At 47.5% G+C, this 21,564-nt stretch carries 21 protein-coding genes; 7 read left to right on the top strand and 14 right to left on the bottom strand.

The window, feature by feature from the left end; all coding sequences use genetic code 11:
• Nucleotides 1-212 precede the first annotated feature (212 nt).
• Genes ptsG through hxlA form a run of 4 tightly spaced genes read left to right on the top strand, consistent with a single transcriptional unit; the run spans nucleotide 213 to nucleotide 3,800 of the window.
• On the top strand, nucleotides 213-1,739 hold the full coding sequence (gene ptsG, locus OGW16_RS05915; protein ID WP_182014514.1) for a glucose-specific PTS transporter subunit IIBC: 1,527 nt from the start codon (nucleotides 213-215) through the stop codon (nucleotides 1,737-1,739).
• A complete protein-coding gene (locus OGW16_RS05920) occupies nucleotides 1,736-2,578 on the top strand; it encodes a glucose-6-phosphate isomerase family protein (RefSeq protein ID WP_286518074.1) in 843 nt (280 codons plus the stop codon). Before ptsG ends, OGW16_RS05920 begins: the two co-directional genes overlap by 4 nt.
• Nucleotides 2,578-3,141, top strand: a complete 564-nt coding sequence (hxlB, locus tag OGW16_RS05925) for a 6-phospho-3-hexuloisomerase (RefSeq protein ID WP_286518086.1) — start codon at nucleotides 2,578-2,580, stop codon at nucleotides 3,139-3,141. The genes OGW16_RS05920 and hxlB overlap by 1 nt, the downstream gene beginning before the upstream one ends.
• Nucleotides 3,142-3,164: 23 nt before the next feature.
• Entirely contained in the window at nucleotides 3,165-3,800 is a 636-nt protein-coding gene (gene hxlA / locus OGW16_RS05930; protein WP_182014516.1) for a 3-hexulose-6-phosphate synthase, read from the top strand.
• 71 nt (nucleotides 3,801-3,871) lie between these two features.
• On the opposite strand, the gene OGW16_RS05935 is transcribed toward hxlA, so the two are convergent.
• The 6 genes from OGW16_RS05935 to OGW16_RS05960 all read right to left on the bottom strand — a co-directional run bounded on the left by OGW16_RS05935 (nucleotide 3,872) and on the right by OGW16_RS05960 (nucleotide 8,641).
• On the bottom strand, nucleotides 3,872-5,074 hold the full coding sequence (locus OGW16_RS05935; RefSeq protein ID WP_286518076.1) for a protein NO VEIN domain-containing protein: 1,203 nt from the start codon (nucleotides 5,072-5,074) through the stop codon (nucleotides 3,872-3,874).
• Between the two features lie 294 nt (nucleotides 5,075-5,368).
• On the bottom strand, nucleotides 5,369-6,382 hold the full coding sequence (locus OGW16_RS05940; protein WP_286518087.1) for a Gfo/Idh/MocA family protein: 1,014 nt from the start codon (nucleotides 6,380-6,382) through the stop codon (nucleotides 5,369-5,371).
• 10 nt (nucleotides 6,383-6,392) lie between these two features.
• Complete coding sequence (gene srlE / locus OGW16_RS05945) at nucleotides 6,393-7,373, bottom strand: PTS glucitol/sorbitol transporter subunit IIB (protein WP_182014517.1); 981 nt, start codon at nucleotides 7,371-7,373, stop codon at nucleotides 6,393-6,395.
• A complete protein-coding gene (locus tag OGW16_RS05950) occupies nucleotides 7,370-7,744 on the bottom strand; it encodes a PTS glucitol/sorbitol transporter subunit IIA (RefSeq protein WP_182014518.1) in 375 nt (124 codons plus the stop codon). Before OGW16_RS05950 ends, srlE begins: the two co-directional genes overlap by 4 nt.
• Nucleotides 7,741-8,262 carry a PTS glucitol/sorbitol transporter subunit IIC gene (gene srlA / locus OGW16_RS05955; protein ID WP_182014519.1) on the bottom strand — a complete coding sequence of 174 codons (522 nt, stop codon included), beginning with the start codon at nucleotides 8,260-8,262 and terminating at the stop codon, nucleotides 7,741-7,743. The genes OGW16_RS05950 and srlA overlap by 4 nt, the downstream gene beginning before the upstream one ends.
• Before the next feature lie 103 nt (nucleotides 8,263-8,365).
• Complete coding sequence (locus tag OGW16_RS05960; protein ID WP_182014520.1) at nucleotides 8,366-8,641, bottom strand: helix-turn-helix domain-containing protein; 276 nt, start codon at nucleotides 8,639-8,641, stop codon at nucleotides 8,366-8,368.
• A gap of 129 nt (nucleotides 8,642-8,770) precedes the next feature.
• Here OGW16_RS05960 and OGW16_RS05965 point away from each other — a divergent pair, with 129 nt between their 5' ends.
• The 3 genes from OGW16_RS05965 to OGW16_RS05975 all read left to right on the top strand — a co-directional run bounded on the left by OGW16_RS05965 (nucleotide 8,771) and on the right by OGW16_RS05975 (nucleotide 11,025).
• Nucleotides 8,771-9,043 carry a helix-turn-helix transcriptional regulator gene (locus OGW16_RS05965; RefSeq protein ID WP_182014521.1) on the top strand — a complete coding sequence of 91 codons (273 nt, stop codon included), beginning with the start codon at nucleotides 8,771-8,773 and terminating at the stop codon, nucleotides 9,041-9,043.
• A gap of 120 nt (nucleotides 9,044-9,163) precedes the next feature.
• On the top strand, nucleotides 9,164-9,430 hold the full coding sequence (locus OGW16_RS05970) for a helix-turn-helix transcriptional regulator (RefSeq protein WP_182014522.1): 267 nt from the start codon (nucleotides 9,164-9,166) through the stop codon (nucleotides 9,428-9,430).
• A 38-nt stretch (nucleotides 9,431-9,468) separates the two neighbouring features.
• Nucleotides 9,469-11,025 carry a hypothetical protein gene (locus OGW16_RS05975; RefSeq protein WP_182014523.1) on the top strand — a complete coding sequence of 519 codons (1,557 nt, stop codon included), beginning with the start codon at nucleotides 9,469-9,471 and terminating at the stop codon, nucleotides 11,023-11,025.
• A gap of 382 nt (nucleotides 11,026-11,407) precedes the next feature.
• On the opposite strand, the gene OGW16_RS05980 is transcribed toward OGW16_RS05975, so the two are convergent.
• From OGW16_RS05980 to OGW16_RS06015, 8 genes are all read right to left on the bottom strand, one after another.
• A complete protein-coding gene (locus tag OGW16_RS05980) occupies nucleotides 11,408-13,477 on the bottom strand; it encodes a DUF927 domain-containing protein (protein WP_182014524.1) in 2,070 nt (689 codons plus the stop codon).
• A 35-nt stretch (nucleotides 13,478-13,512) separates the two neighbouring features.
• On the bottom strand, nucleotides 13,513-13,728 hold the full coding sequence (locus OGW16_RS05985; protein ID WP_182014525.1) for an AlpA family transcriptional regulator: 216 nt from the start codon (nucleotides 13,726-13,728) through the stop codon (nucleotides 13,513-13,515).
• A 662-nt stretch (nucleotides 13,729-14,390) separates the two neighbouring features.
• Nucleotides 14,391-15,062, bottom strand: coding sequence for a hypothetical protein (locus OGW16_RS05990; protein WP_199982680.1), 672 nt, complete (start codon nucleotides 15,060-15,062; stop codon nucleotides 14,391-14,393).
• A complete protein-coding gene (locus OGW16_RS05995; protein ID WP_182014527.1) occupies nucleotides 15,052-15,684 on the bottom strand; it encodes a hypothetical protein in 633 nt (210 codons plus the stop codon). The genes OGW16_RS05990 and OGW16_RS05995 overlap by 11 nt, the downstream gene beginning before the upstream one ends.
• On the bottom strand, nucleotides 15,685-17,961 hold the full coding sequence (locus tag OGW16_RS06000; RefSeq protein ID WP_286518081.1) for an ATP-binding protein: 2,277 nt from the start codon (nucleotides 17,959-17,961) through the stop codon (nucleotides 15,685-15,687).
• Between the two features lie 3 nt (nucleotides 17,962-17,964).
• Entirely contained in the window at nucleotides 17,965-19,230 is a 1,266-nt protein-coding gene (locus OGW16_RS06005; protein WP_286518082.1) for an N-6 DNA methylase, read from the bottom strand.
• Nucleotides 19,231-19,629: 399 nt separating this feature from the next.
• On the bottom strand, nucleotides 19,630-20,274 hold the full coding sequence (locus OGW16_RS06010) for a hypothetical protein (protein ID WP_286518083.1): 645 nt from the start codon (nucleotides 20,272-20,274) through the stop codon (nucleotides 19,630-19,632).
• 1 nt (nucleotide 20,275) lies between these two features.
• Nucleotides 20,276-21,523, bottom strand: coding sequence for an integrase domain-containing protein (locus OGW16_RS06015; RefSeq protein WP_182014530.1), 1,248 nt, complete (start codon nucleotides 21,521-21,523; stop codon nucleotides 20,276-20,278).
• Nucleotides 21,524-21,564: the final 41 nt, after the last annotated feature.

The raw sequence follows: 21,564 nt of genomic DNA on the forward strand, positions 1-21,564 counted from the left end.
CCCGCCGAACGCGATTTCCTCTTTTATCCCTTTCTGACGGTTTCCGGCGTGATTGCCCTCATAAATTTTCCGGTTTTAAGCGAAAACCGGAAATAACTTTCGTCGTCGGTTGCTGTTTTTTTAATCATCTCAGGTTCGGATACTGAAGGTGTTCGGAGCAGAACCTGCTGTTGTGCGAATCCCTGCCATAAAGACGCGCTCAGGAGATCGAGATGAAAAGATTCAACCTTCTGCAAATGTTACAAAGCATCGGGCGATCGCTCATGATCCCCATTGCCATGCTGCCTGCCGCCGGTATTTTGCTGGCCTTCGGCGTCAGCTTTCAGGATCCCAATATTGTCGCCAGCCTGCCGTTTCTCGGCGCTGACTGGCTGGTTCACGTGCTGAAGCTGATGGCGGAAGCGGGCAGCGCGATTTTCGCTAACCTGCCGCTGCTGTTTGCGGTCGGCGTGGCGGTGGGACTCAGTGACGACCAGGGGATTGCCGGGTTGTCGGCGATCGCCGGGTTTCTGATTATGAACGTCACCATCGGCCAGTTTCTGGGGATCACGCCCGAGTCGGTGGCGCAGGTGCGTGACTACACGATGGTGCTGGGCATCCCTTCGCTCCAGACCGGCGTGTTTGGTGGCATCATTATCGGGATTATCGCTGCCTGGCTGTATAAACGCTATTACCGCATCCAGCTTCCGTCATGGCTGGAGTTCTTTTCCGGCAAGCGCTTCGTGCCGATAGTCACTTCCTTCGCCGCGCTGTTTGTCGGGCTGGTGATGGCAGTGGTCTGGCCGCCGGTTCAGCATTTGATTAATGGCCTGTCGAATACCATGACGGTGCAGGGACCGGGCGTGTCCGCCTTCCTGTTCGGTTTTGTCGAGCGGCTGCTGATCCCGTTTGGTCTTAACCATGTCTGGTGGCCGACGTTCTGGCTGCAGTTTGGCGAGTACGTGAACAAAGCCGGGCAGGTGGTGCATGGCGACCAGCTTATCTTCTTTGCCCAGTTGAAAGATCAGGTGCCGATTACCGCCGGAACCTTTATGGCCGGGCTGACGCCGATCAAGATGTTCTGCATTCCGGCGATTGCGTTGGCGATCTACCGCTGCGCCAGCCCGGAAAACAAAGCGCGGGTGAAGGGGATTATGCTCTCTGGCGCGATCACTTCCATCGTCTGCGGTATCACCGAGCCGATTGAGTTCTCCTTCCTGTTTGTTGCGCCCGTGCTGTATGGCATTCACGCCGTCATGGCGGGGCTGGTGTTCCTGCTGATGGAGTGGTTCAGCGTGCATATCGGGCTCTCTTTCTCTGGCGGGCTTATTGACTATCTGTTCTTTGGCGTCCTGCCGCGTGCGCCTCACTGGTACATGGTGTTCCCGGTCGGGCTGGTGATGGGGGCGCTGTACTATGCCCTGTTTACCTTTGCTATTCGCCGCTGGAATTTGCTGACGCCGGGGCGTGAAGTTGAAGAAAACGCGGTGGCGCAGGAAAGCGAACAAAACGACCTGGTCAGCGGCATCATTCTGGCCTATGGCGGGCTAGGGAATATGACCAGCATCGAAGCCTGCATGTCGCGTCTGCGCATTGACGTGACGGATAAATCGCTGGTGGACAAAGCGCTGCTGAAACAGCTTGGCGCGGCGGGCGTCGTCGAGGTCGGGAACAACATTCAAAGCGTCTTTGGCATGAAATCCGATCGGCTGAAAGAGGCGATCCGCGCAGCTAACGCGTATACACAGGAGGCAAAATGAAACAGCTACACCACAGCGGCCTGCCGCTGTATCTCGATGACGATGGCGTGATGGCGCTGAAACCGCCGCTGAACTATCTCGGCTTTGGCCGCAAAAGCGCCGGGCAGATGGCGGTGGTCTTACCGGAGTTCACCGAAGCGCTGCGTGATGAACCGGCTTACGATGTTTATCGCGGGCTCAGCTTTGCGGAGGATCAGGAACGGCTTGCTGCAGACCAGTACCAGTATGACATCACCATCATCATGCCGGGAACGATCGGCAAGGAGCGCAAGAAAACCAGCGGTCACTATCACGGCTATAACGACACGCGGCGCAACACCCATCCGGAAGTGTATGAGGTGATTAAGGGCACTGCGGCGTATATCCTGCAAAAGTCGCCGGATTTTGCCGTTGAGCCAAAAGATCTGCTGGTGGACGATCTTATCGTGGCGGTGGTGAAGGAGGGACAGAGCATTATCGTGCCGCCGAATTACGGTCACTGCTCCATCAATATCGGCGACGGGCCGCTGGTGTTCAGCAATCTTGCGTATAAACCCTGTGCGGTTCACTATGACACGGTGCAGTTTTATCACGGTATGGCCTGCTACATCGTGGAGGAGAACGGGCAGCTCTGCGTGCGCAAAAATCATTACTACCCGCATATTCCGCACATCAAATTCGCCACCGTCAAAGAGAACCCGCATCTTGGCATCACCTTTGATACGCCGCTTTACAAGCGCTACCGCGCCGCACCGGAACGTTTCCATTTTCTGGGGCATGTCGATAACTATGTCCGGGAAATCATGGGGATGCTCGAGTATCAGGATGATTTATTCCCGCTCAGTCAGGAGGACGCATGATGGAAATGCAATCTGTTGCAGGCGTCGCCTGTAGCGACCTGCATCAGGCGATGTCGCGGATTGACGGTGCTGCGCTGGCGCGTCTGGAGCAGGCCATCGCTGAAGCAAACGCGATATTTGTTTTTGGTGCAGGGCGTTCGCTGTTAATGCTGAAAGCTTTTGCGATGCGCCTGATGCATATCGGCCTGAAGGTGCATGTTGTCGGCGATGTGGTCACGCCTGCGCTGCAAAAAGGCGACCTGCTGCTGCTGGCCAGCGCATCGGGCGAAACGGCTTCGCTGGTGAATGTGGCTACGAAAGCGAAACAACTGGGCGGCACAGTGGCCCTGCTGACCATTTTCCCCGAGTCCACGCTGGGGAAACTGGCTGACGTAGTGGTCAGGATCCCGGCCTATACCGACAAACTGCCGGATGGACCGGATAACGTGAAAGGCATTCTGCCCGGCGGCAGCCTGTTTGAAGAGGCGGTCATGGTGCTGGGCGATGCCATGATTGTGAATCTGGCGCAGTCGACGGGATATCGCTTAACCAAAGGCTTTGCGCTGCACGCCAACCTCGAATAGTCATTCGACACAAGGAAACCAACATGAAATTACAGCTTGCCCTGGACGAGTTAACCCTGCCTGAAGCGCTGGTATTTATCGATAAGGTGGTTGATGACGTTGATATTATTGAGGTGGGCACGCCTTTTCTTATTCGGGAAGGCGTGAAGGCGGTTAAAGCCATTAAAGAAAAATATCCACATAAGGAAGTACTGGCGGATGCGAAAATTATGGATGGCGGCCATTTTGAATCGCAGCTGCTTTTCGACGCCGGGGCAGATTATGTCACGGTGTTAGGCGTCACCGATGTGCTAACAATCCAGTCCTGCATTCGCGCAGCGAAGGAGGCTGGAAAGCAGGTGGTGGTGGATATGATCTGCGTCGACGATCTCCCCGCGCGGGTTCGCCTGCTGGAGGAGGCGGGCGCGGATATGCTGGCGGTACACACCGGCACCGACCAGCAGGCGGCGGGGCGCAAGCCGATAGATGATTTGATAACGATGCTGAAGGCGCGCCGGAAATCCCGGATTGCCGTAGCAGGTGGCATCACCAGCCTGACGGTAAAGGACTATGCGCTGTTAGGACCGGATGTGGTGATTGTGGGATCAGCGATCACGCATGCAGCGGATCCTGCTGATGAAGCGAGGAAGATTTCGCAGGTGTTGTTGCAGTATCACTGAGATGAAGGCGCAGGTGACTCTGCGCCTGATTTCACACTTTTAAAGTTATGAGCCGGAGGTTGTCGAAACTATTAAGCAGGTTCTTCCAGATCGAACCTAACAACGTAAGCACAAGGGGTCATTTCACTATTAGTGTAAAGATCTTGAGCATGTTTTACATATAGATTGCATGGCTCTCCATCTTTCCCATACTGTACAAGATAAAAATAATAGTTTTTACGGTGGTTACTTAAATTAGAAACGGTGAGTTCATTTCCTGAGAGGAAAAAACGGAATGCTCCCTCTTTTCCATCTCGGCCAATTGATTTAACTTCGATGTATCGCTCATCACCTGGGGCATTAAAAGAAAGAAAGTCGTAACCATAAGTTGGACGATTACGGCGATCATCTATTTCCTCAGCTAGTTTTGAATAGCCGAGACCGATTAGGCGGTTTTTTTCCCAGTTTAATGCATATTCTTCGCTTTTTTTGCCTATTAAATCACGATTGTCCGTTATTTCTTCGAAATTGACTTCGGGATGGTTTCTTTTTTGTGGTTTTTTAACTATCACAGCAGGAGCGCTGCTAAGATCCTTACGTATGAACTGGGCATAAAGGAAGGACATATATTTTGGATTGCTCCAGTTTCGGGTGATTTTATGCCCTAGTTTTTTCTTGAATAACAAATGTTGATATTTACTAATAAACTGTTGCTCTTTTATACCCATTTCCAAAGCAATTTCTTTAAGATGATCTTTGCTGCAAATGTTTATAAAGTGTTCTGGAAAGTAAAGGCTCAATATTTTAGCCTTAAACATTTGGGATAGGGGGTTCTCGTCAATCGCTCTAAAATCTAATTCTTTCCCTGACTGTATTAGGTCTAGTAAAGCGTCTTTAACATTAGCGAAAACTTCTTTATTAGTACTATCATCATCGCCAAATTTCTGAGTAAAACGATAGCGGACGGTTGGATCTGATTTTGATTTTCCATAATAAATACCAAATTTGAGCGCCGTCGCACCTTGCATATTTGCCCATGTTCTGGTTTTTACTTCAACACAAGCACAAAATGAGGCCGTGCCTTTGCCGATGACATAGTCATCAAGCGTCATTTTTTTTAGGCGATTAAGGGGGTAAAGTTGCAGAAATTGTCCGCGTGCACTTAAGGCATTATCTTCTTTGGCTGTATCGTAATCTTTTTCAAAAAGACGAAGAATATCATTAAAATTTGTAGGGAGGGACATAATAGCTCTTCTTAAAATGGTTTTTAAAGGGACATTATGAAACTCCAGCATTATAATTTGCTTGGGACTTTTTTGAAATACTTGTTGACTATTATTGGCGCAATAAACATAGATGAGAGGTTTAGCATGATACTATTGGCAGGAAGGTGAAAAAGGTCATAGCCATAAAATACCTCTATTCACCTTAATGACTAAAAAACATACAATCGTGTGTGGGGTTTTGTTGCGGCAGGATGGAAAACATTAATATATCTGCGGGCCAAAGCCTGACGAGTGAATAGACCAGTGAGTAGAATTAGCAAAATCATATGGAACTGGCACAGGGAGCTACCCTGCGCCGTTTGTTTAAACATCTTCAGGTTTCCCGCTCTCCAGACTGCGGTGCACCGCCTCGCAAATCCGGCTTACCGCCAGCCCGTCTTCGGCGGTGACCGGGTACGGCGCTTTATGTCTGACCGCCCGCACAAAATCATTGATCGGATCGATACCAAAACCGCTGGCGACACCGTTGCGGTAGTTGATGAAATAGCTGTTGGGCGTGAGCGTCATGCCCGGCGTGGTGATTTCCAGCCCCCGATGCTGCGAGGTGCTGCGGATATAAGTGGCCTCGCAGAGGATATCGATACGCCCGTCGTTGTCCTTCGGAAACCCCTCCGGCAGCACCCACGAGTTTTCCACCACCCACGAACTGCCGTCGGCCATTGTCAGCAGGCTCTGCACGCTATCAAAGGTGTCGAGGCCGCATTCAACCATCAGCCGCTTCTGCCCGACGGCATACACTGACACCACTTCCTGACCGGAAAGGTGGCACACCAGGTCAAAGCAGTGAGAACCGAGGAACCACACCGGGGAGCTTGCGCCCGCCCAGTCCAGCCACTCCGTCGGCACGCTGATGACATCATCCATACTGATATGCCCGCGCAGGATGCGCCCGGCCTCCGGCTTCTCCAGTTCAGCCTTAATGCGCATTACTGCCGGGTCCCAGCGCTTGTGGAAATCGACGCCGACCAGCAGGTCCTGCTGCCGCGCCGTCTCCACGATAAGCTCACACTCGCGTACTGAGGTGGCGAGCGGTTTCTCCGCCAGCACATGTTTGCCGTGTCGCAGGGCGGTGAGGATGGATTCGGTGTGGTACGGGTCCGGCGTCGCCACCGAGACCACGTCAATGGCTTCCTCCTGCAGCAGGATATCCAGCCGGGTATAGCCGATGACGCCGTAGGTCATGGCGAGGTCGTCGCAGCGTTCTGTGTCGGTGTCGCAGATGGCGACCAGTACCGTATCCGGGTTATGGCGGTACGCATTCATATGGTGTTTACCGTAGATACCCGCGCCGACCACGGCGGCTCTGATTTTGTTCATCATTGAGTCCTCAGAATAAGCCCAGGGAAAACAGCCAGCCGACTATTACCGCAAGCGGCCCGGTTAATTGACGCGAGAGCAGAAAGGCGGGGACGCCCTTCGCAATGGTCTCCGGCTTTGCCTCCTGCATGGAAAGGCCTACCGGCACAAAGTCGCAGCCGACCTGCACGTTGATGGCAAACAGGGCGGGCAGGGCGAAGGCCGGAGATATCGCCCCTGCGCCAATCTGTGTGCCTATCATCACGCCAATCACCTGCGAGATGGCCGCGCCCGGCCCGAGCACCGGGGAGAGGAACGGAATGCCACAGATGAGCGACAGCAGCACCAGTCCCCACAGCGAGTTCGCCAGCGGCGTCAGGGCATGGGCAATCAGGCTGCCGAGCGCGGTCTCCTGCACCAGCGCAATCAGCAATGAGACAAAGGCCATAAACGGGATAACGTTACGCAGCGACACGTCCACCGCCTCACGGCTGGCGGCGAACAGCAGGGCGATAACGTGGCCGACGGCTGTACCTGTCTTTTCAACCATGCGTACCAGTTTTTCCGCGCCACGTGCAGGTGGTGGCGTGCTGATAACCCGTGGTGCAGCGACAGGCACGGACTCCGGTTCACCGTCCGGGGCTTCGGCGGTATCCACCAGAACCAGTTGCTCCATCGTCACGCCGGAGACGTAATTCTCCTCGCTAATAAACTGCGCCAGCGGCCCGGCGCGCCAGGTAGGCAGCACGTTGATGGTCGGAATACCTTTCTGCGGGTACAGGCCGCAGCGCAGGGACCCGGCGCAGTTAATCACCACGCACAGGATGTCGTTATCCGGCGGAATATCGGCAAAGCCGTTCACGATTTCCGATTCGGTCAGTGCGCCAATTTCAATGGCTACGGGATGGATTTCGCGCCCGGTGAGTGACAGCACCTTCTTGCCACTGGCGACGGGCAGCCACAGCCCCTTACCGTAGCCTCCGGGGCCGGGAGGAATGAGCACCGTGTTCATGGGCGTCCCTCCGCAATCACCAGTTCCCCGTGCAGGGCTGAGAGCAATGGCACCGGGCCGGAGAGATGGACCACGCCGGGATGGAAGGCATTCAGGCTGCCGTCAAATTTCATCGTCAGATGGCCGAGCTCAAATAGCGACTGCTGTGCTTCTCTGCCCACAGCCGTAATGAGGTAGCTGTATCCGGCCAGCAGCAGGGTATCGCCCGGCAGAATAAACAGATTCTCTTCCCGCATGCCCGGCTCCAGTGACAGGGAGTAGTCCAGACAGTCCTTCGGCCCGTTGCTGTCGAAGGTGATGAGCATTTTGTCGGTGAGGCCGTCGGCGACAAACAGGCCGATGGCGACGATACGCGCGCAGTAGGTCATCATGGTTCGTTCCCCTGTTTGCTGAGCCGCAGGAACAGGTACTCGGTGATAATTCCACGTATCAGGCCAATCAGCATGGCGGCAGCGATATAGCGCAGCGCCAGCGAGGTGACGGGCAGGCCGAGCGCCTTAATCCCGGCGGCGACGCCGAGCCAGACGAACAGCTCCGACGGCACCACGTGGGGAAACAGGCTGGTGAGCGGATGGGCGGTAGTGCCGAGCGCATCCTCATAGCCGGGCTTGCTCTTCTCAGGTAAGAGTTTCCCGAGCGTCAGCGCGCCGGGGCTGCTCATAAAGAACCAGCCGAGTACCGGCAATACGCCGTAGGTGAGAATGCGTGAGCGACCGAGCAGGGCGGCGACTTTCTCCATCCGTACGGTGCCGACCAGCTTCATCAGGAAGTTGATGGCCAGCAACAGGCAGATGAGCATCGGGATAAGTCCGGTCATCATGTCGAGGAAGATTTTGCCTGCGGCCTGGAACAGGTGGATAAAGCCTTCAGCCAGGGAGACCAGAAACATGGCGGCCTCCTGTCATCAGAGTGATGGTGGTTTCAGTGTGCATAAACAACTCTCCTGTCAGGTGTCGTTGGTTAATGCGTCCTGCCACTCACAGCGCGGGTCGTTATGTCCCGGAGTTATCGGTTGTTGTCATGGGATGAAGCGGTTTACGGGGTTCACGTTTGTTACTGGAATTGAGGTAACGGCCGGGCCAGATTTCTGACGGATGCACGTCGAGCGCGATGGCAATCAGCCACTCGCCTTTCGGCCACGGGCGCGTAAGGGTATTCGACAGCGTTGACGAGGCCAGTCCCGCTTCCCGCGACAGTTTCGCCAGACTGGTACCGCGCTTGTGTAAGGCGGCAACGATGTCGGCGGGGTGCCAGTCTTTTTTAGCCATTTCGTTTACCTCTCTCAGGTTTAAAACCAGTCAAGACAATCCCTTACCTGTTCTTTAGGAAGTCTAAAGATAACTCATCTTAAGGAATGCTAAAGATGCTGTCAATATAACCACTAACAGGACAGGGTTATGGTTCCGAAGCGTCTTAGGATTGCGAGAGAGTTAGCCGATATGTCACAAGAGGAATTGGCTATTGCAGCAGGCATTTCAGAAGAAACGGGCTATTCGCGAATGTCCCATTACGAAAATGGTAGGCATAAACCTAAATTCGAACTGGTTTGTCGATTTGCTGAAGTTCTCAATATGCCTGAAGGTTACTTCTACACGCTGGATGACAGCTTTGCTGATGCAATGCTGAAGCTATATGGGGGAAAACGGGTAAAGTGGAAAAGGTGCTTATAAGTTAATTGGTCGTGTTAGTACATCCCTTTGATGTTATGGTTTCTATCTTTATGAAGTCTAAAGATAAAAGAACTTGAGCAATGCTAAAGATTACCGTGAAATCCTTACAGGACACACGGTATGATCCCCAAGAGACTAAAAGAAGCTCGTTTGCGAGCAAAGCTGACCCAGGAAAAGCTTGGTGTACTCGCTGGTATAGAAGAGGCTACAGCTTACTCACGTTTGTCACACTATGAGAATGGTACGCATAAGCCGACATTTGAGTTGGTGTGTGAGTTTGCACGAGTACTGGATGTACCAGAATGCTATTTTTATACTGTTGATGATATCTTAGCTGAAGAAATTTTAAAACTTTACAATGAGTTATGTACTAAAAAAAATTGTTGATTTTATAACGGATTTATTCATTTATTGATGAGGTATATATGGAGAAAATAGAAAAACTATTCTCAGATGATGAGTTTTCGTATATTTACATATTACCAGTTGAGTACCTTGATATTAACGATGTCTTTTTTTTGGGGAATGTTTCTATTTATCCAAAGGGATATTTTAAATTGTCAAAAGGATTTGATAATGTGTACTATGACTCCAATGAGCAAAAAGAAGAAGTAGAAGGTTACTTATCTGAGATTTCAAATTGTGTTACTATTGTCGTAAAAGATTGTTCGTATTCTGAGTATCCCGGAAATATTGGTTCAGATAAAGAGATTCTACGTAAAGCAATAAATAAAACACGGGGGATTGTAGATTTTATAAGGTTGAGGTTTTGTGATGTTAATGATAAAAAGACGATGATAGGTCGTGTAGGACAATTGAAAAATGGAAATACTCTTTTAGCAATGGTATCCCAGCATGGACTATTTTCGAGAATTGTTAAATCTGATATTTATGGAAATGTACTAAGTTCTACGAAAGGAGTAACGATTGATGATATGACATTTCTACGCGATTTATCTATTTTTAAACCAGATATTAATATAACGGGGAATGTAGCGATACGGTCGTTGCATTTATTTTCCAATGCATTGGAAAATACTGGGAACACAGATAAATTTATAGAGTTTATGAGGTTGTTTGAATTTATTGCATATCCGCTAACTTATGAACAATTTAAAAAAGTACGTACAAAGATAGCCCAGCATCTTGTAGTTAATAGTTATGATGAAACGAGACTGGCAGAAGAGTTCAAACTTTACACAAGTGGTGACAATAATGATGGTTATCGTACGCAAATTATTCATGTAGGTAAGCAGTTAGAGGACATCCTTACTGATGATGAAATAAGTTCATTGCTAGGGCGGTTGCAATATTACATTATTAAATGCATCGATGATTTACTGACTAATTATAATAAAACATGGGATGAGTTGGACTCTTTTCGCGAAAATAAGATGCGACTTGCGCGAAAAAATAAATCAAACGAAATGTTTTATTTACCATCTCGTTCAATTGTTTTGGTTGATTATGATTTTATTATTAATGAAATAGAGGAAAGTAAAGTATCGTACAGGGAAATTTATAAGGATAAAGAGTTTAAAAATCCTGGCGTATATGACATTGTATATAGATGTCATGAAAATTTACGAATTTTAAATGGAGGCTTTGAACACGATTTTATTATTTATTCATGTGGTTTTACTTGTGAAAAAAGAGAGATTCAGTTTGAATCTGGGGGGCGTAAATTTTCTGGTTTTATTAAGACCTTTGTTTCAGAGGATGAGAAATACAAAGTAATAAATCATGATTCTACTGTTTTTTTCAAAGACACCCAGTCGGAGCAATCATTGATTAAAAATCAGATTGGTTTCGTTATGAATGATGAGAGATTATCGTCAGCAATACAAGATGAAATATCGTCAGAAAGAAGAACTGTCAGTTTTATTAAAAATCACAATCATTCGAATATAACTAGAGTATCTTATGTTAATTCTGGTCTGGTAAGTGGGGTTTTAATAGGTTTAAAAATCTCAGAGCTTTAATTAGTTGACATATTTGATGTGATTTATAGTTAGGGATGTATTTCATGTTCATTTAAGGGCAAGTCCGTTCCCCTTATTCTCCCTTCCTTTCACCCTTTGCTTTTGCAGTCCCTTTTCGCCATTTTCATTCCTTCTGTTTTTGAGGTGGTACAGGTGGTACAGGTGGGACAAGTGGTACAACCGCGCCAGCCGTGGCTTTGCGCTGTACCACCTGAAAAATGCCAGTCTGAAAAGTGGGACAGATTCAGCAGCGGCTGTCCCACCCTGTACCACTTTTATTAAACCAAATTCTGTAATGTGGGACGCTGTAATCCGCGCCAGCCCTGCGTGTGCCACTTGTCCCACCCTGTACCACCTTTTTTTAAGACACGCGAGACTGTACTCAGATACTGAGGATGCGGGAGGTGAGCCGGTAGACCCTGGCTTTGCCGATCTCCGGCAGGCGAACCTGCGACTGGTATTTCCCGTCGCTGCCGGGCAGCAGGCATTCTGCTTCCTGGCATAATCTCGCCGCTCTGGCGGGACTGAAGCCCCGGCACATTTCCCGCCAGCCCTCCGGCAGGATGTGAAACAGTGTGTGCTCTTCACCCGTCAGCGGATCTTTTTCCACCCGGCGAAAGCCCACCATATTCAGCGGGCGGTCCGGGCCATCCCACGAGGCAAAGCGGCTGTACTGGTGTGCGGTGATGAACCGCTTGATCTGCGCCAGCACGCCTTCATCCTCCTGGTTAGCAATATGGCCGCGTTCGTTCAGCCAGGCGTGCAGGCAGATCTGCACCGCATCATACGCCGTGCCTTCCTGCCAGCCCGTGATACCCTGCAGCGTCGCCATCTCTCCGGCCACCGCCAGCAGCGCAAAGCGGGCCACGATGCGCTGCACCTGGTTTCCGGCGTTGTCCGGCATCAGGGCGGTCTGGTAGCGGCGAAGTAACTCTCTCGCCAGCGTGGTGCTGGCGTCCAGGTCGCTTGTGAGGAAGATCAGCCAGGCACGAAAAGCGGTGCCGTGGAAGCGGGCCACCTGGTCGCAGAGGGTATCGGCGAACTGCTGACCGCTGGCAAAGCCGTGTAGCTGCTCAAACGCGCCATGCTGTCCGGTGTCGCTGGGGATTTGTACCATGCGCACGTCCATTCCGGCGTAGAGGCGCTCCCCGGCGCGTTCGGTATGTTCCGCCAACGACAGCTCCCCGGTGGAGAACAGCAGCAGCGTCCAGTGCCTGCGGTTACGCACTTCGCCATCGGTACGGGCGCGCCCCTTGCCCTGGCCGTTTGCCAGCATATAGGCAATCATCCCGGCTTCACGCGGGTCCACTTCGCGCAGTTCATCGAGCGGCAGCAGGGCGTCGTTATGGCGGCTGGCAATTCCCTCCAGTGCATTCCCGGTGGCCCGCCAGGAGTGCCAGTAATTGGTGCCGCCACAGACGGAGGCGGCCACCTTCATCACTGTGGTTTTGCCGTCGGTGGACTCACCGCGCAGGTGAAAGCCTCCGCCGCCCGTTCCGGTCAGGCGCAGCAGTGGGGCGGCGAGCGCACAGCAGATGGCAAAGACCAGTCGTGAGTTGCCTGCACAGAGTGCGGCGACCTGCTCCTGCCACTCTGCCAGCGTCCCTGCCTGCGCAAAGCCGCCGGTCAGGTAGTGGCTGCCCTGGAGAATGACGTTGTCTCCACCCGGACCGATAACCTCATCCGGCAGCACATACACGCCGTTATGCCAGCCGGTTTTCTCCACGCAGGTGACCCGGCGTCCGGGGAGTGACCGCGAGATGTACTCGCATAACAGGCTGCGCAGGGCCGGGCGGGTGGAAATGTAGGTCAGGCCGTTCTCCAGCAGGATGCGCCGCAGCTCCTCGCCGTTGCCGCTGAGCATCGCCATCGGCATGGCCCAGCGTCGCAACTGCCCGGTGGTGGTGTGCCATTCCAGCAGGCGGCCATAGCTGCCGTCATGGCTGTCGCAGGTGATGGCGGTGACGCGCAGAGGGGAACAGATGCGCTGGGGCTGGACGTCGCTTTCACCGTCGCGGCGTTCGGTGAGCTTGTCAAACCACAGCGCTTCTTCATCGAGGCGGAAGTGATCCGGCAGGATGTCGGAAGGCCTTTTCTGCCTCAGGCGTTCAAGCTGTCCGGTCCAGTTCTCCAGCAACTCACCGTCAGGGGTCATCAGCCGGGCCATCTGCACACCTGCGTGTGCCAGTTTTACGGCGATTTTAAGCAGCTCCTCTTCACGGATATCGCCAGTGCGGAATACCCGGACGTAGAGCGTGTCGGGCCTGATAATGGTCAGGTTATCCAGATCGGCCAGTTCATCCGGACCGAGCACCACAGGAGGAATATCATCTTCCCGGTCGGGATCTTTTCGCCACACGCGTGAGGTCTCCCATGCCAGACTTCCGGCAAGGATCACTACTTCGAGCGTGCGGTCGTGAGACTGCTTGTTGAGGAAGGGGGCACGTTTCATGATGGGGTATCGGTCGGCTCATCCCTGAGCGTGGATTAACGGATGGCGGTGCGGCGCTGTTGCCACTGGCGGATTTCAGCGGCATCGAAAACCACCAGTCGGGAAGAGAGGTGGACGGGGCGGGGAAAGTCGGTGTCTTTAATCAGGCGGTAAACCGACGATTCGCTCATCGCCAGAAACTGGACCACCTGCCGCATACGCACGTAGCCGCTTTCGGGAAAAGCATCGTTACTGTCAGCACGGGTTTTCATGATTACACCTCACGGGAACAGAGTGTCGAGGCGGTTATAGCGCGGAAGGAAAGGGGACGATATAGGTCCGGGTGAAAAAGTGGAGTCCGGGTAGAAAGTAATGAGTCCGGGAAAAATTTATTTTCTGTTAAATTTAGAAGGGGAAAGTAATTATTTGAAAATAAACGATTATATTACTTAGATATCAATCTGGGTAAGATAAATTTAGAATAATGGATGGCAAGATACGACTGAGAACGTTTTATAATGTCTTTCGTCTCAACGAGAATAAAACTAAATCTTTGTGTAACATAGTAGATCAGGGCCAGTGAGCCGAATTCTAGAACATTATCCACCTTCATTTAAAAAGTTGATGCGAAATGGAACTTGGGCGAGCACTAAAGAATCAGAGTAATTTTCAGTCAGTTGACTCACAATAGATTAATTATATTGAACGACAATTATAAACTTCATAGCACAATAACGTGTAGTTATCGGTATAATTTTATGTTGAAAACGATTTCCCATTGTATTGATATTGCCAGCCGATTTTTCTGAAATTAAGCATAGGCTGGCACACGTGTAATTTTATTAGATTCATCTATTTAGTAGAATAAGCTGATGTGATATTACCTCTAATTAACAAGTTTTCCATTGGTTGTGAAATGATTTTTATCATTATGTTATAGTTTCAGTAAGTTTAGGCGTTTGAATCTATCAAAGAGTTCAAGTAATTTACTAATCTCGTCTTTATGTTCATCTGTACCAAATTTATTAGAATACATCAGTTGTGATTGTCTATTTAATAATAAATTAAAAATTCGTGAGGCTTTTTCTTTTACAATCCTTCGTTTTCTAATATATACTCGATTAGTACGATTTAATAGCATTTTACGTATCATATATTCCCCGGGACCGTTGCTGCTTATAGAATTAACCAATCCATTATCATCTACTCTTATGTATCTAGTAATATCATCCTTAAAACGATCTACATATCCTAAACCGGATAAGTGTGTTACACCATCAATTGTATCTGTACATCCTTTCCAGTCATTCGTTTTTAATACATTACATTTTTGGCATGAAAGATGAAGGTTGAAAGGATGGGTTTTCAATACTCCATTAAATTTGCCTGAAAAAATATCCGTAGGTCTAAAGTGGTCTAAGGAAAAACGCTCACCACCACATTCATCAATATGAGCATCACAATAGACGCATCTAAACTGGCAATCCTTACTAATATTGATATAATTTTTTTCACAGTTATAAGTGGCGTAGAACTCGCCTTCTTTTTTATAGTAGGCAGAAATATCTTGTCTGACTAATACGGGATAAAAAAAACTATTTATCATTATCGTCACTCAACTCTAAAAAGATTTTATCTAATTCATCTGATGCCGCATTTAACTCACTAAGAGATTCATCACTAATAATTCCCTCACTAAAAGTGTTTTTTACTCTAGAAAGGTCTAAGGCTTTGAATTCTTCTAACTCTTTTTCAGATAAACTAGAAAAGATTGATTTTTCAAGGAGAAACTCAAATCTTTTTGCTTGCTGAGATTTAATATCTTTATATGTATTAATATGACGTAAAAAACGCTTAATTAGATTTGCTCCATCCTCTTCTAGATCCCAATCATTTTTATCAATCACAAATTCTATATCGCCAAGATATTTTTCAATCTCATCTGCAAAACTGGTTAAAATGTAAACTGGTATTTTTGAATCAAAGATCCTGATTCTTTCAGCTAATTCAACGCCTGAATATGAAGCTACTCCAGAGTGTTTGAGTTTTTCATCAATAAAATAAGTTACCTTATCAGGTATGTTATTTAATACATTAATCATGTCATCTAGCGAAGGCTCGACATCTAAACATAAAATGTTAAACTCTTCTGAAAACATAATGCTCATAGAGAGTTCATATGTTGCTCTTACATCAATGTCATCATCAATAAAAATAATAGTGTTCATCTATTTATCCTGCAAAACTTCTATATAAAAACCAGCCCCACCTAAATCTGAATGTTGTTGAGCAGTTATTGTCCCTGACGGCATATGATCTTCCACCTGATTTTTAATTATAGATAGTCCCATACCTGTTCCTATAGAATTACCTCTCCTATCCGTTTTACGACTATGCATTGGCAGGAAAATTGTATTTTCTTGGCCAGTTTCTAAACCACATCCTGAGTCCATAAAAGCTAGCCTAAGTCTTGTACCACCAACTCGCTCAAATATGATTTTAATTTGTCTTTTGTCTCTTTGCGTATCCTCTAATGCCCAAGTAGCATTGGTTATTAAATTGATTGCTATACTCTCCCAATCAATCTCAAATGAACGAACGTTAAAATCTTCCTCTGCTATTTTAACAAATTCTATATTATATTGAATTCCCATTTTTGAAAAGGATGCAGACATCATGTCAAAAATATATTTAAAAATCTTAGGAACATTGACTTTTGAACGTGTTCTTTTATCTGGCTTAATATTATTAATAGCTAATCTCGAAAATGTGTCAACATATTGTGCTCCTGTAATCATTAGATCGGTTAAGCTGATTAGTTGGTTGTAGTTTATAGGTTGGTTTGCTGTTCGTGCAGTCTGAATCACCGTTTTGAGTGTTTTGGCGTTATTTAATGCTAATGATGAATGTGTGCGAATCTCATGCCCAAAACTGACTGTTAATACCCCTAAAGAAGCTAGGTTTGAAAGGGTGTCTTTTTCACCCTCTAATTTTTTACGTTCTTTTTCCAAATACGAATAATAATCATCAAGTGCTTTTTGATGAGATACTTTCGCTCTCTCTAGTTCACGTAATTTTTGATTTAGGATCTGAGCTGGGGGGACTTTTTTTCCTTTCCTTTTAGTTTTTTTGGAAAAGGCTTTAATTTCATCGATCGCCCCTTTTAAGTCAGAATCTTTCTCTTTTATAATCCGTTCTAATTCTGCTGCAAGATCTGTATCATCATCAGCTTGGGCATCTTTTGTTGCAAGAACTTCAAACGAAGAAATAACTTTCAGTATAAAATTACGTAATTGAAGATAGGCTTCATTTTCAACGATACCTTCTCTATTCGCCTGATCATTAAGAATAGCATTAGTAGTCTTAGAAATACTCACTGCTCCAATGATTTGATTGGGCGCGATTCGCCAACCACCTTGTTTTATACCTCCTGGACTCGAAGCTTTTCGATATCCTAAATCTAACCAATCTCCCTTTCCAGTTGGTTCACCATATGGTCGGACACGAAAATCATCACGGTATATACGAACACCTCTATTCAGTTCCATAAATTTAGACCAGTTTCTCGCAGACATATCAATCTTAGAAAGAAACTCTTTTTTTCTAACCATATAATGGAATTCAAATTTTAATGGTCCAAATAACGGCTTATCACCTTGTTTTGATATCCAGTATTTCCATGGGATGGGTATTTGCTCTATTAACTCACCAGTTGCATTGTTTTTGAACGATAGTTTGACTTTATTATTTGAATCTATAACAGCCTTTACTTCCCAACTAGCCGCTTTAAGAAGTTCTTGAGTATCAACAACCTCTTTGGGAAATGCAATGTTATTTATTGTTCTATGAATAGTAATGGAAAAATCATTATTAGATCTATAAGGAGAAATTAATAGCCTTAATTCTTGCTTTAAATCTTCAATAAAATCTGGGCACCAATAATCCTTGAGTCCAATTAATACCATATAAGTACCAGAATCATCGACTGAAGAAAATATATCTCCATATTTACCCGATAATGGTAAATCCTGCTCATAAATGTCATGTTGAATATCAGAAATAGAAGCATTCGTTTCTTCATATTTTCTCCAATCAACAATTAATTGAATTACTGAGTTACTACCTTTCTTTTTAGTATATAAAACAACTTTTTTACTCAGCCTGTCCAGGCCAAGTCTTCCCAAGCCCTTTGCACCTGTTAGTACTCGTTTCTTATTTATTGAAAGTTCTACGCCATTTTTAAAATCTGTTCCAATCTTTAGCCAGTGATCATAGATTGTCTCTGCATCCATCCCATTTCCATCATCTCTAATAACTAATGTGGAAAGTGCCGGAGATTCCCTTAAAAAGAATTCAACATGAACGCTTTCAGCATCTGCATCATATCCATTTTTAATAAGTTCTGACACAGCAACAGTTGAGCTTGAAATACTTTCTCGGCCAAGTTGCATTGGAACTCGAGCCGAAAGATCAAATGGTTTCTTACCTAGATATCTACGTGCCATGATTTATGGACCTTCAACAAATGGAATATCTTTTATCACACCAACTGTCAAATGACGTAATCGTATACGCTCATTCAGAAAGTCGTTCGTTTGTTGACTCTGTAGGACCCTCATTAATTTTTTACATGTATTTACTTTACCATCCTTAGGTGTGACTACAATCATATGATTTTCTATTGCCACTGGTTCGTTTAAGTTTATCAGCGTGGCTGATGCTCTACTCCGATCTGACGGGCTAGAAGTTCTTTTAATTACAACGAAAGGGGGGGTGAAAACCTTTCCAGAAAATCTTCTTCGTTCTACTGCTAATTTTACAGTTTCCCACTTAGGGCAATTTTTAGGGTAAAAATATGCATATTCAGTCCCTTCTTCAGGATCACGGTATGCTACTAGTGGCCCAGTCGTAACATTGAAGTAGTCTGCTATAACCGAATTTTGATTCATAGCACTATGCCATTGTATTTCTTCTACGTTGCTCTGAATCATCCCCGATAATAAGAATACATCAACATCAGTTTTTCTGTTAAATCTTCCCCAAATCTCAACATTTGCATTTACTGAACTTGAAATAAACTTTCTGAACTCACTGTATCTGCTACCAGAACGAAGAACATCCGGTAATATGGCACTTATTAGACATTTTTTGGGCAGCAATCGCACGTACTTATCAAATAAAATACCAGCGGCATTCACATTTCCCTCTTTCCAATAATTTTCTTTTGGAGAAGACCAAATGGTAAAAGGGGGATTCATAATAACATGAGTTACATTTTGAATTTCTTCAGCTTTAATTGTCAAAGCATCTTTTACATGAATATGAGAAAGTAATTCAAAAGCTTCTTGCATATCACAATTTTGTTCAACGCCCCTATTTATAGCCTCAATTACAATACGAATTTTTGCTGCTTCAATAAAATGTTGATGAATATCAAATCCCCAAAGTACTTTTCCCCATTGATTCAAAGTATCGTATAGAGTTGCTTCTACACCGAGTTTTCTAGATGCTTCAATAAGTAAATTACCGGCACCACAGGTTGGATCCAAAACTATTGATCTATGTGTAATTGGCTTATTGAAAGATGATATTGCTTTTGATGCTAAAGTCTGGCCAGTAAAGAAACTTCCAGCGTCACGCATTTCATCAATGGATAGCAATTTTCTAAGTACTGTATCTATATCATCTAGATCAACTGAGTTCCTCAATTGTTCTTTATCTGAAGAGCGTAGAAATTCGCGCATTGCAACATTATGTGAAGTCAGGGTATTCATAGTGACAGTTCTGCAGAAGTTTTTCCTATGATATCATGTGGGAAAATTTTTTTCCACATAGCCATTGTGTTTAACTATTTGATATATATGAATTTTATTTATAGTCGTTGAGTTTTTTTCTGCAGGGTATTTGAGGTCTATGTTGCTGAGGTTATCAGGTAAACGTTTCACGCTGAAGAGCAAGAGTAATCATTCATTTTTCTCCAAGCCAAATAGCGGTTTGAACATTTTATGGACAAATGCCTTCTAGCCAGTATAGGTCAGATAAATGGGAGCTGTATCAGTTGATAAAGATCAAAATTACCTGAATCTGCTGAGGTTTTAAATGGGTGCAAAACCTTGTAAGTTCAAATTAGTGTGCCTGTTAGAGTCGCTACTTATGGTAAATATAATAGATGTCTACTCATCCTTTTCCCTTCCCATCCTCAAAACCTCATAAAATGTTCCTCTCCCAAGCCCATCCGACGGCAATTCCTGCTCCTGAGCCAGAACCTTCAGCTTTTGAAGTATCCTATCCGAAGCCGGTTTATCAGACGTACCGTACCGTCCGTCAGTCTCCTCAACCAGAAGCTGAACCAGCAGCCAGCAGAGTCGGGCAGTATTCTCCCGTGCCTTGTCGCGCTTATGTATCCCACGCTGGGAAGGTTGTATGGATGCAGTGAGATCCGGCAGCGCATCGTCACCGAGCGTCTTCAGCCACTTGCGGCCATGGCTATTACGCGACAGTTTCATTACCGCCTTCAGGCTGCGGTCTTTCACTTCTGGTGGTGTTAGTTCGTCATCAATAAGCCGCCAGGCCAGGGCAAACATCTCATCGGCATAGAACATGCGCTTGTTCGCCGGAGCACTGACCATGCCAGTGGCTTTGATGGTGCGGCTGATGGCGTCGTGCAGAATACGGTAATTTTCCTGATGTTCTTCCGGCAGGGCGTTTGCAGGTTGTGAAGCATCGAGGCCGAGAAGCAGAAGGGCGAGATGCCGCGCTTCCAGCAGCGGCATATCACATTCCCGTTCAAACCGATTCTGACGAATGGGACTGGTCACATTATTCTCCTTCCACGATTTGCAGCGGTTCTTCTGCACCGAGCAGCGCCTGCCGTCTGGCGGCATCAACGTAGTTTCCCCACCACTGCATCAGCGGTCGCCTTTGTTCCAGGTAGTCGCTGCGGTTATAGGCCGCTTCGATCTCGTCTTCTTTCTGGTGCGCCAGCGCAGACTCTAGGACTTCACGGGGGAAATGACCTGCTCCCGCCGTTCTGGCAATGCTGCGCATGCCGTGGGCGACCAGTTCACCGCCAAACCCCATACGGATAAGCGCGGCGTTCGCGGTCTGCTGGTGCATATGCTCCAGTGGTTTGCGGATGCTGGGGAACACCCACGGACGATGGCGGCTGACGGGCTCCATGATCTGAAGAACGCGCAGCGCCTGTTTGCTGAGAGGCACCGTGTGCGAACGATTCATCTTCATAAAGGTATCGGGGATGCGCCATTCCGCTTTTTTCATGTCGATGTCGCACCAGCGGGCGCTGACGGCTTCGCCGGGACGTACCCAGGTCAGTAGCTCCCATTCAATCAGACAGCGGGTTTCCTTGCGGATAGAGGCGTTCTGTAGTGCCAGCATTAGCCTGCCCAGTTCACAGGGGTGAAGGGCGGGCATATTCTGCTTTTTCGGTTTCTTGAAGCGGGCGACCAGGTTGTCAGCCGGATTGAACTCGATGAGCTCTTCGGAGATGGCAAAGCGAAAGATTTCATTGAGTCGTGAGATAACCCGCCGCAGCGTTTCGAGGATGCCCTGTTCTTCCAGCGGTGTAAGGTGTTCCTTGAGCATTTTGGGACGGATCTCGGTAACGGGTGTATTACCCAGAGAAGGGAAGACGTGCATCTCCAGCGAACGCCAGACATCTTTGGCGTGATCTTCGCTAAGATCGCTGGTCCGTTTCTTCTCTTTGAGCCACTGTTCCGCAACTTTTTCCAGCGTGCATTCATTCTGGAGTCGTTGCTCCTCTGCAACCTGCTCCAGATGGGCCTGCGGGTCGATGCCCTGCACAAGTAAACGCCGGTATTGCAACCTGAAATCTCGCGCCATGGCGAGGGTGACTACCGGGTAGGGGCCAATGCTGATTTTGGTCCGTTTTTTCAGCGCCGGGGGAGTGTATTCGAAGTACCAGATCTTTCTGCCGGATGGCTTAATCAACAACGCCAGTCCGTCGCCATCGCGCAGCATATACTCGGTCTTCTGCGGCTTGGCGGCAGCGATCTCGGTATTGGTTAGGGATTTCAATACCTTAGGCATGTTTTTGCACCTTGTTTTTTTAGCGTTCTGGCAACGCGGTG

This window comes from Citrobacter sp. Ce104 (assembly GCF_030334595.1).
Lineage (GTDB): Bacteria > Pseudomonadota > Gammaproteobacteria > Enterobacterales > Enterobacteriaceae > Citrobacter > Citrobacter europaeus.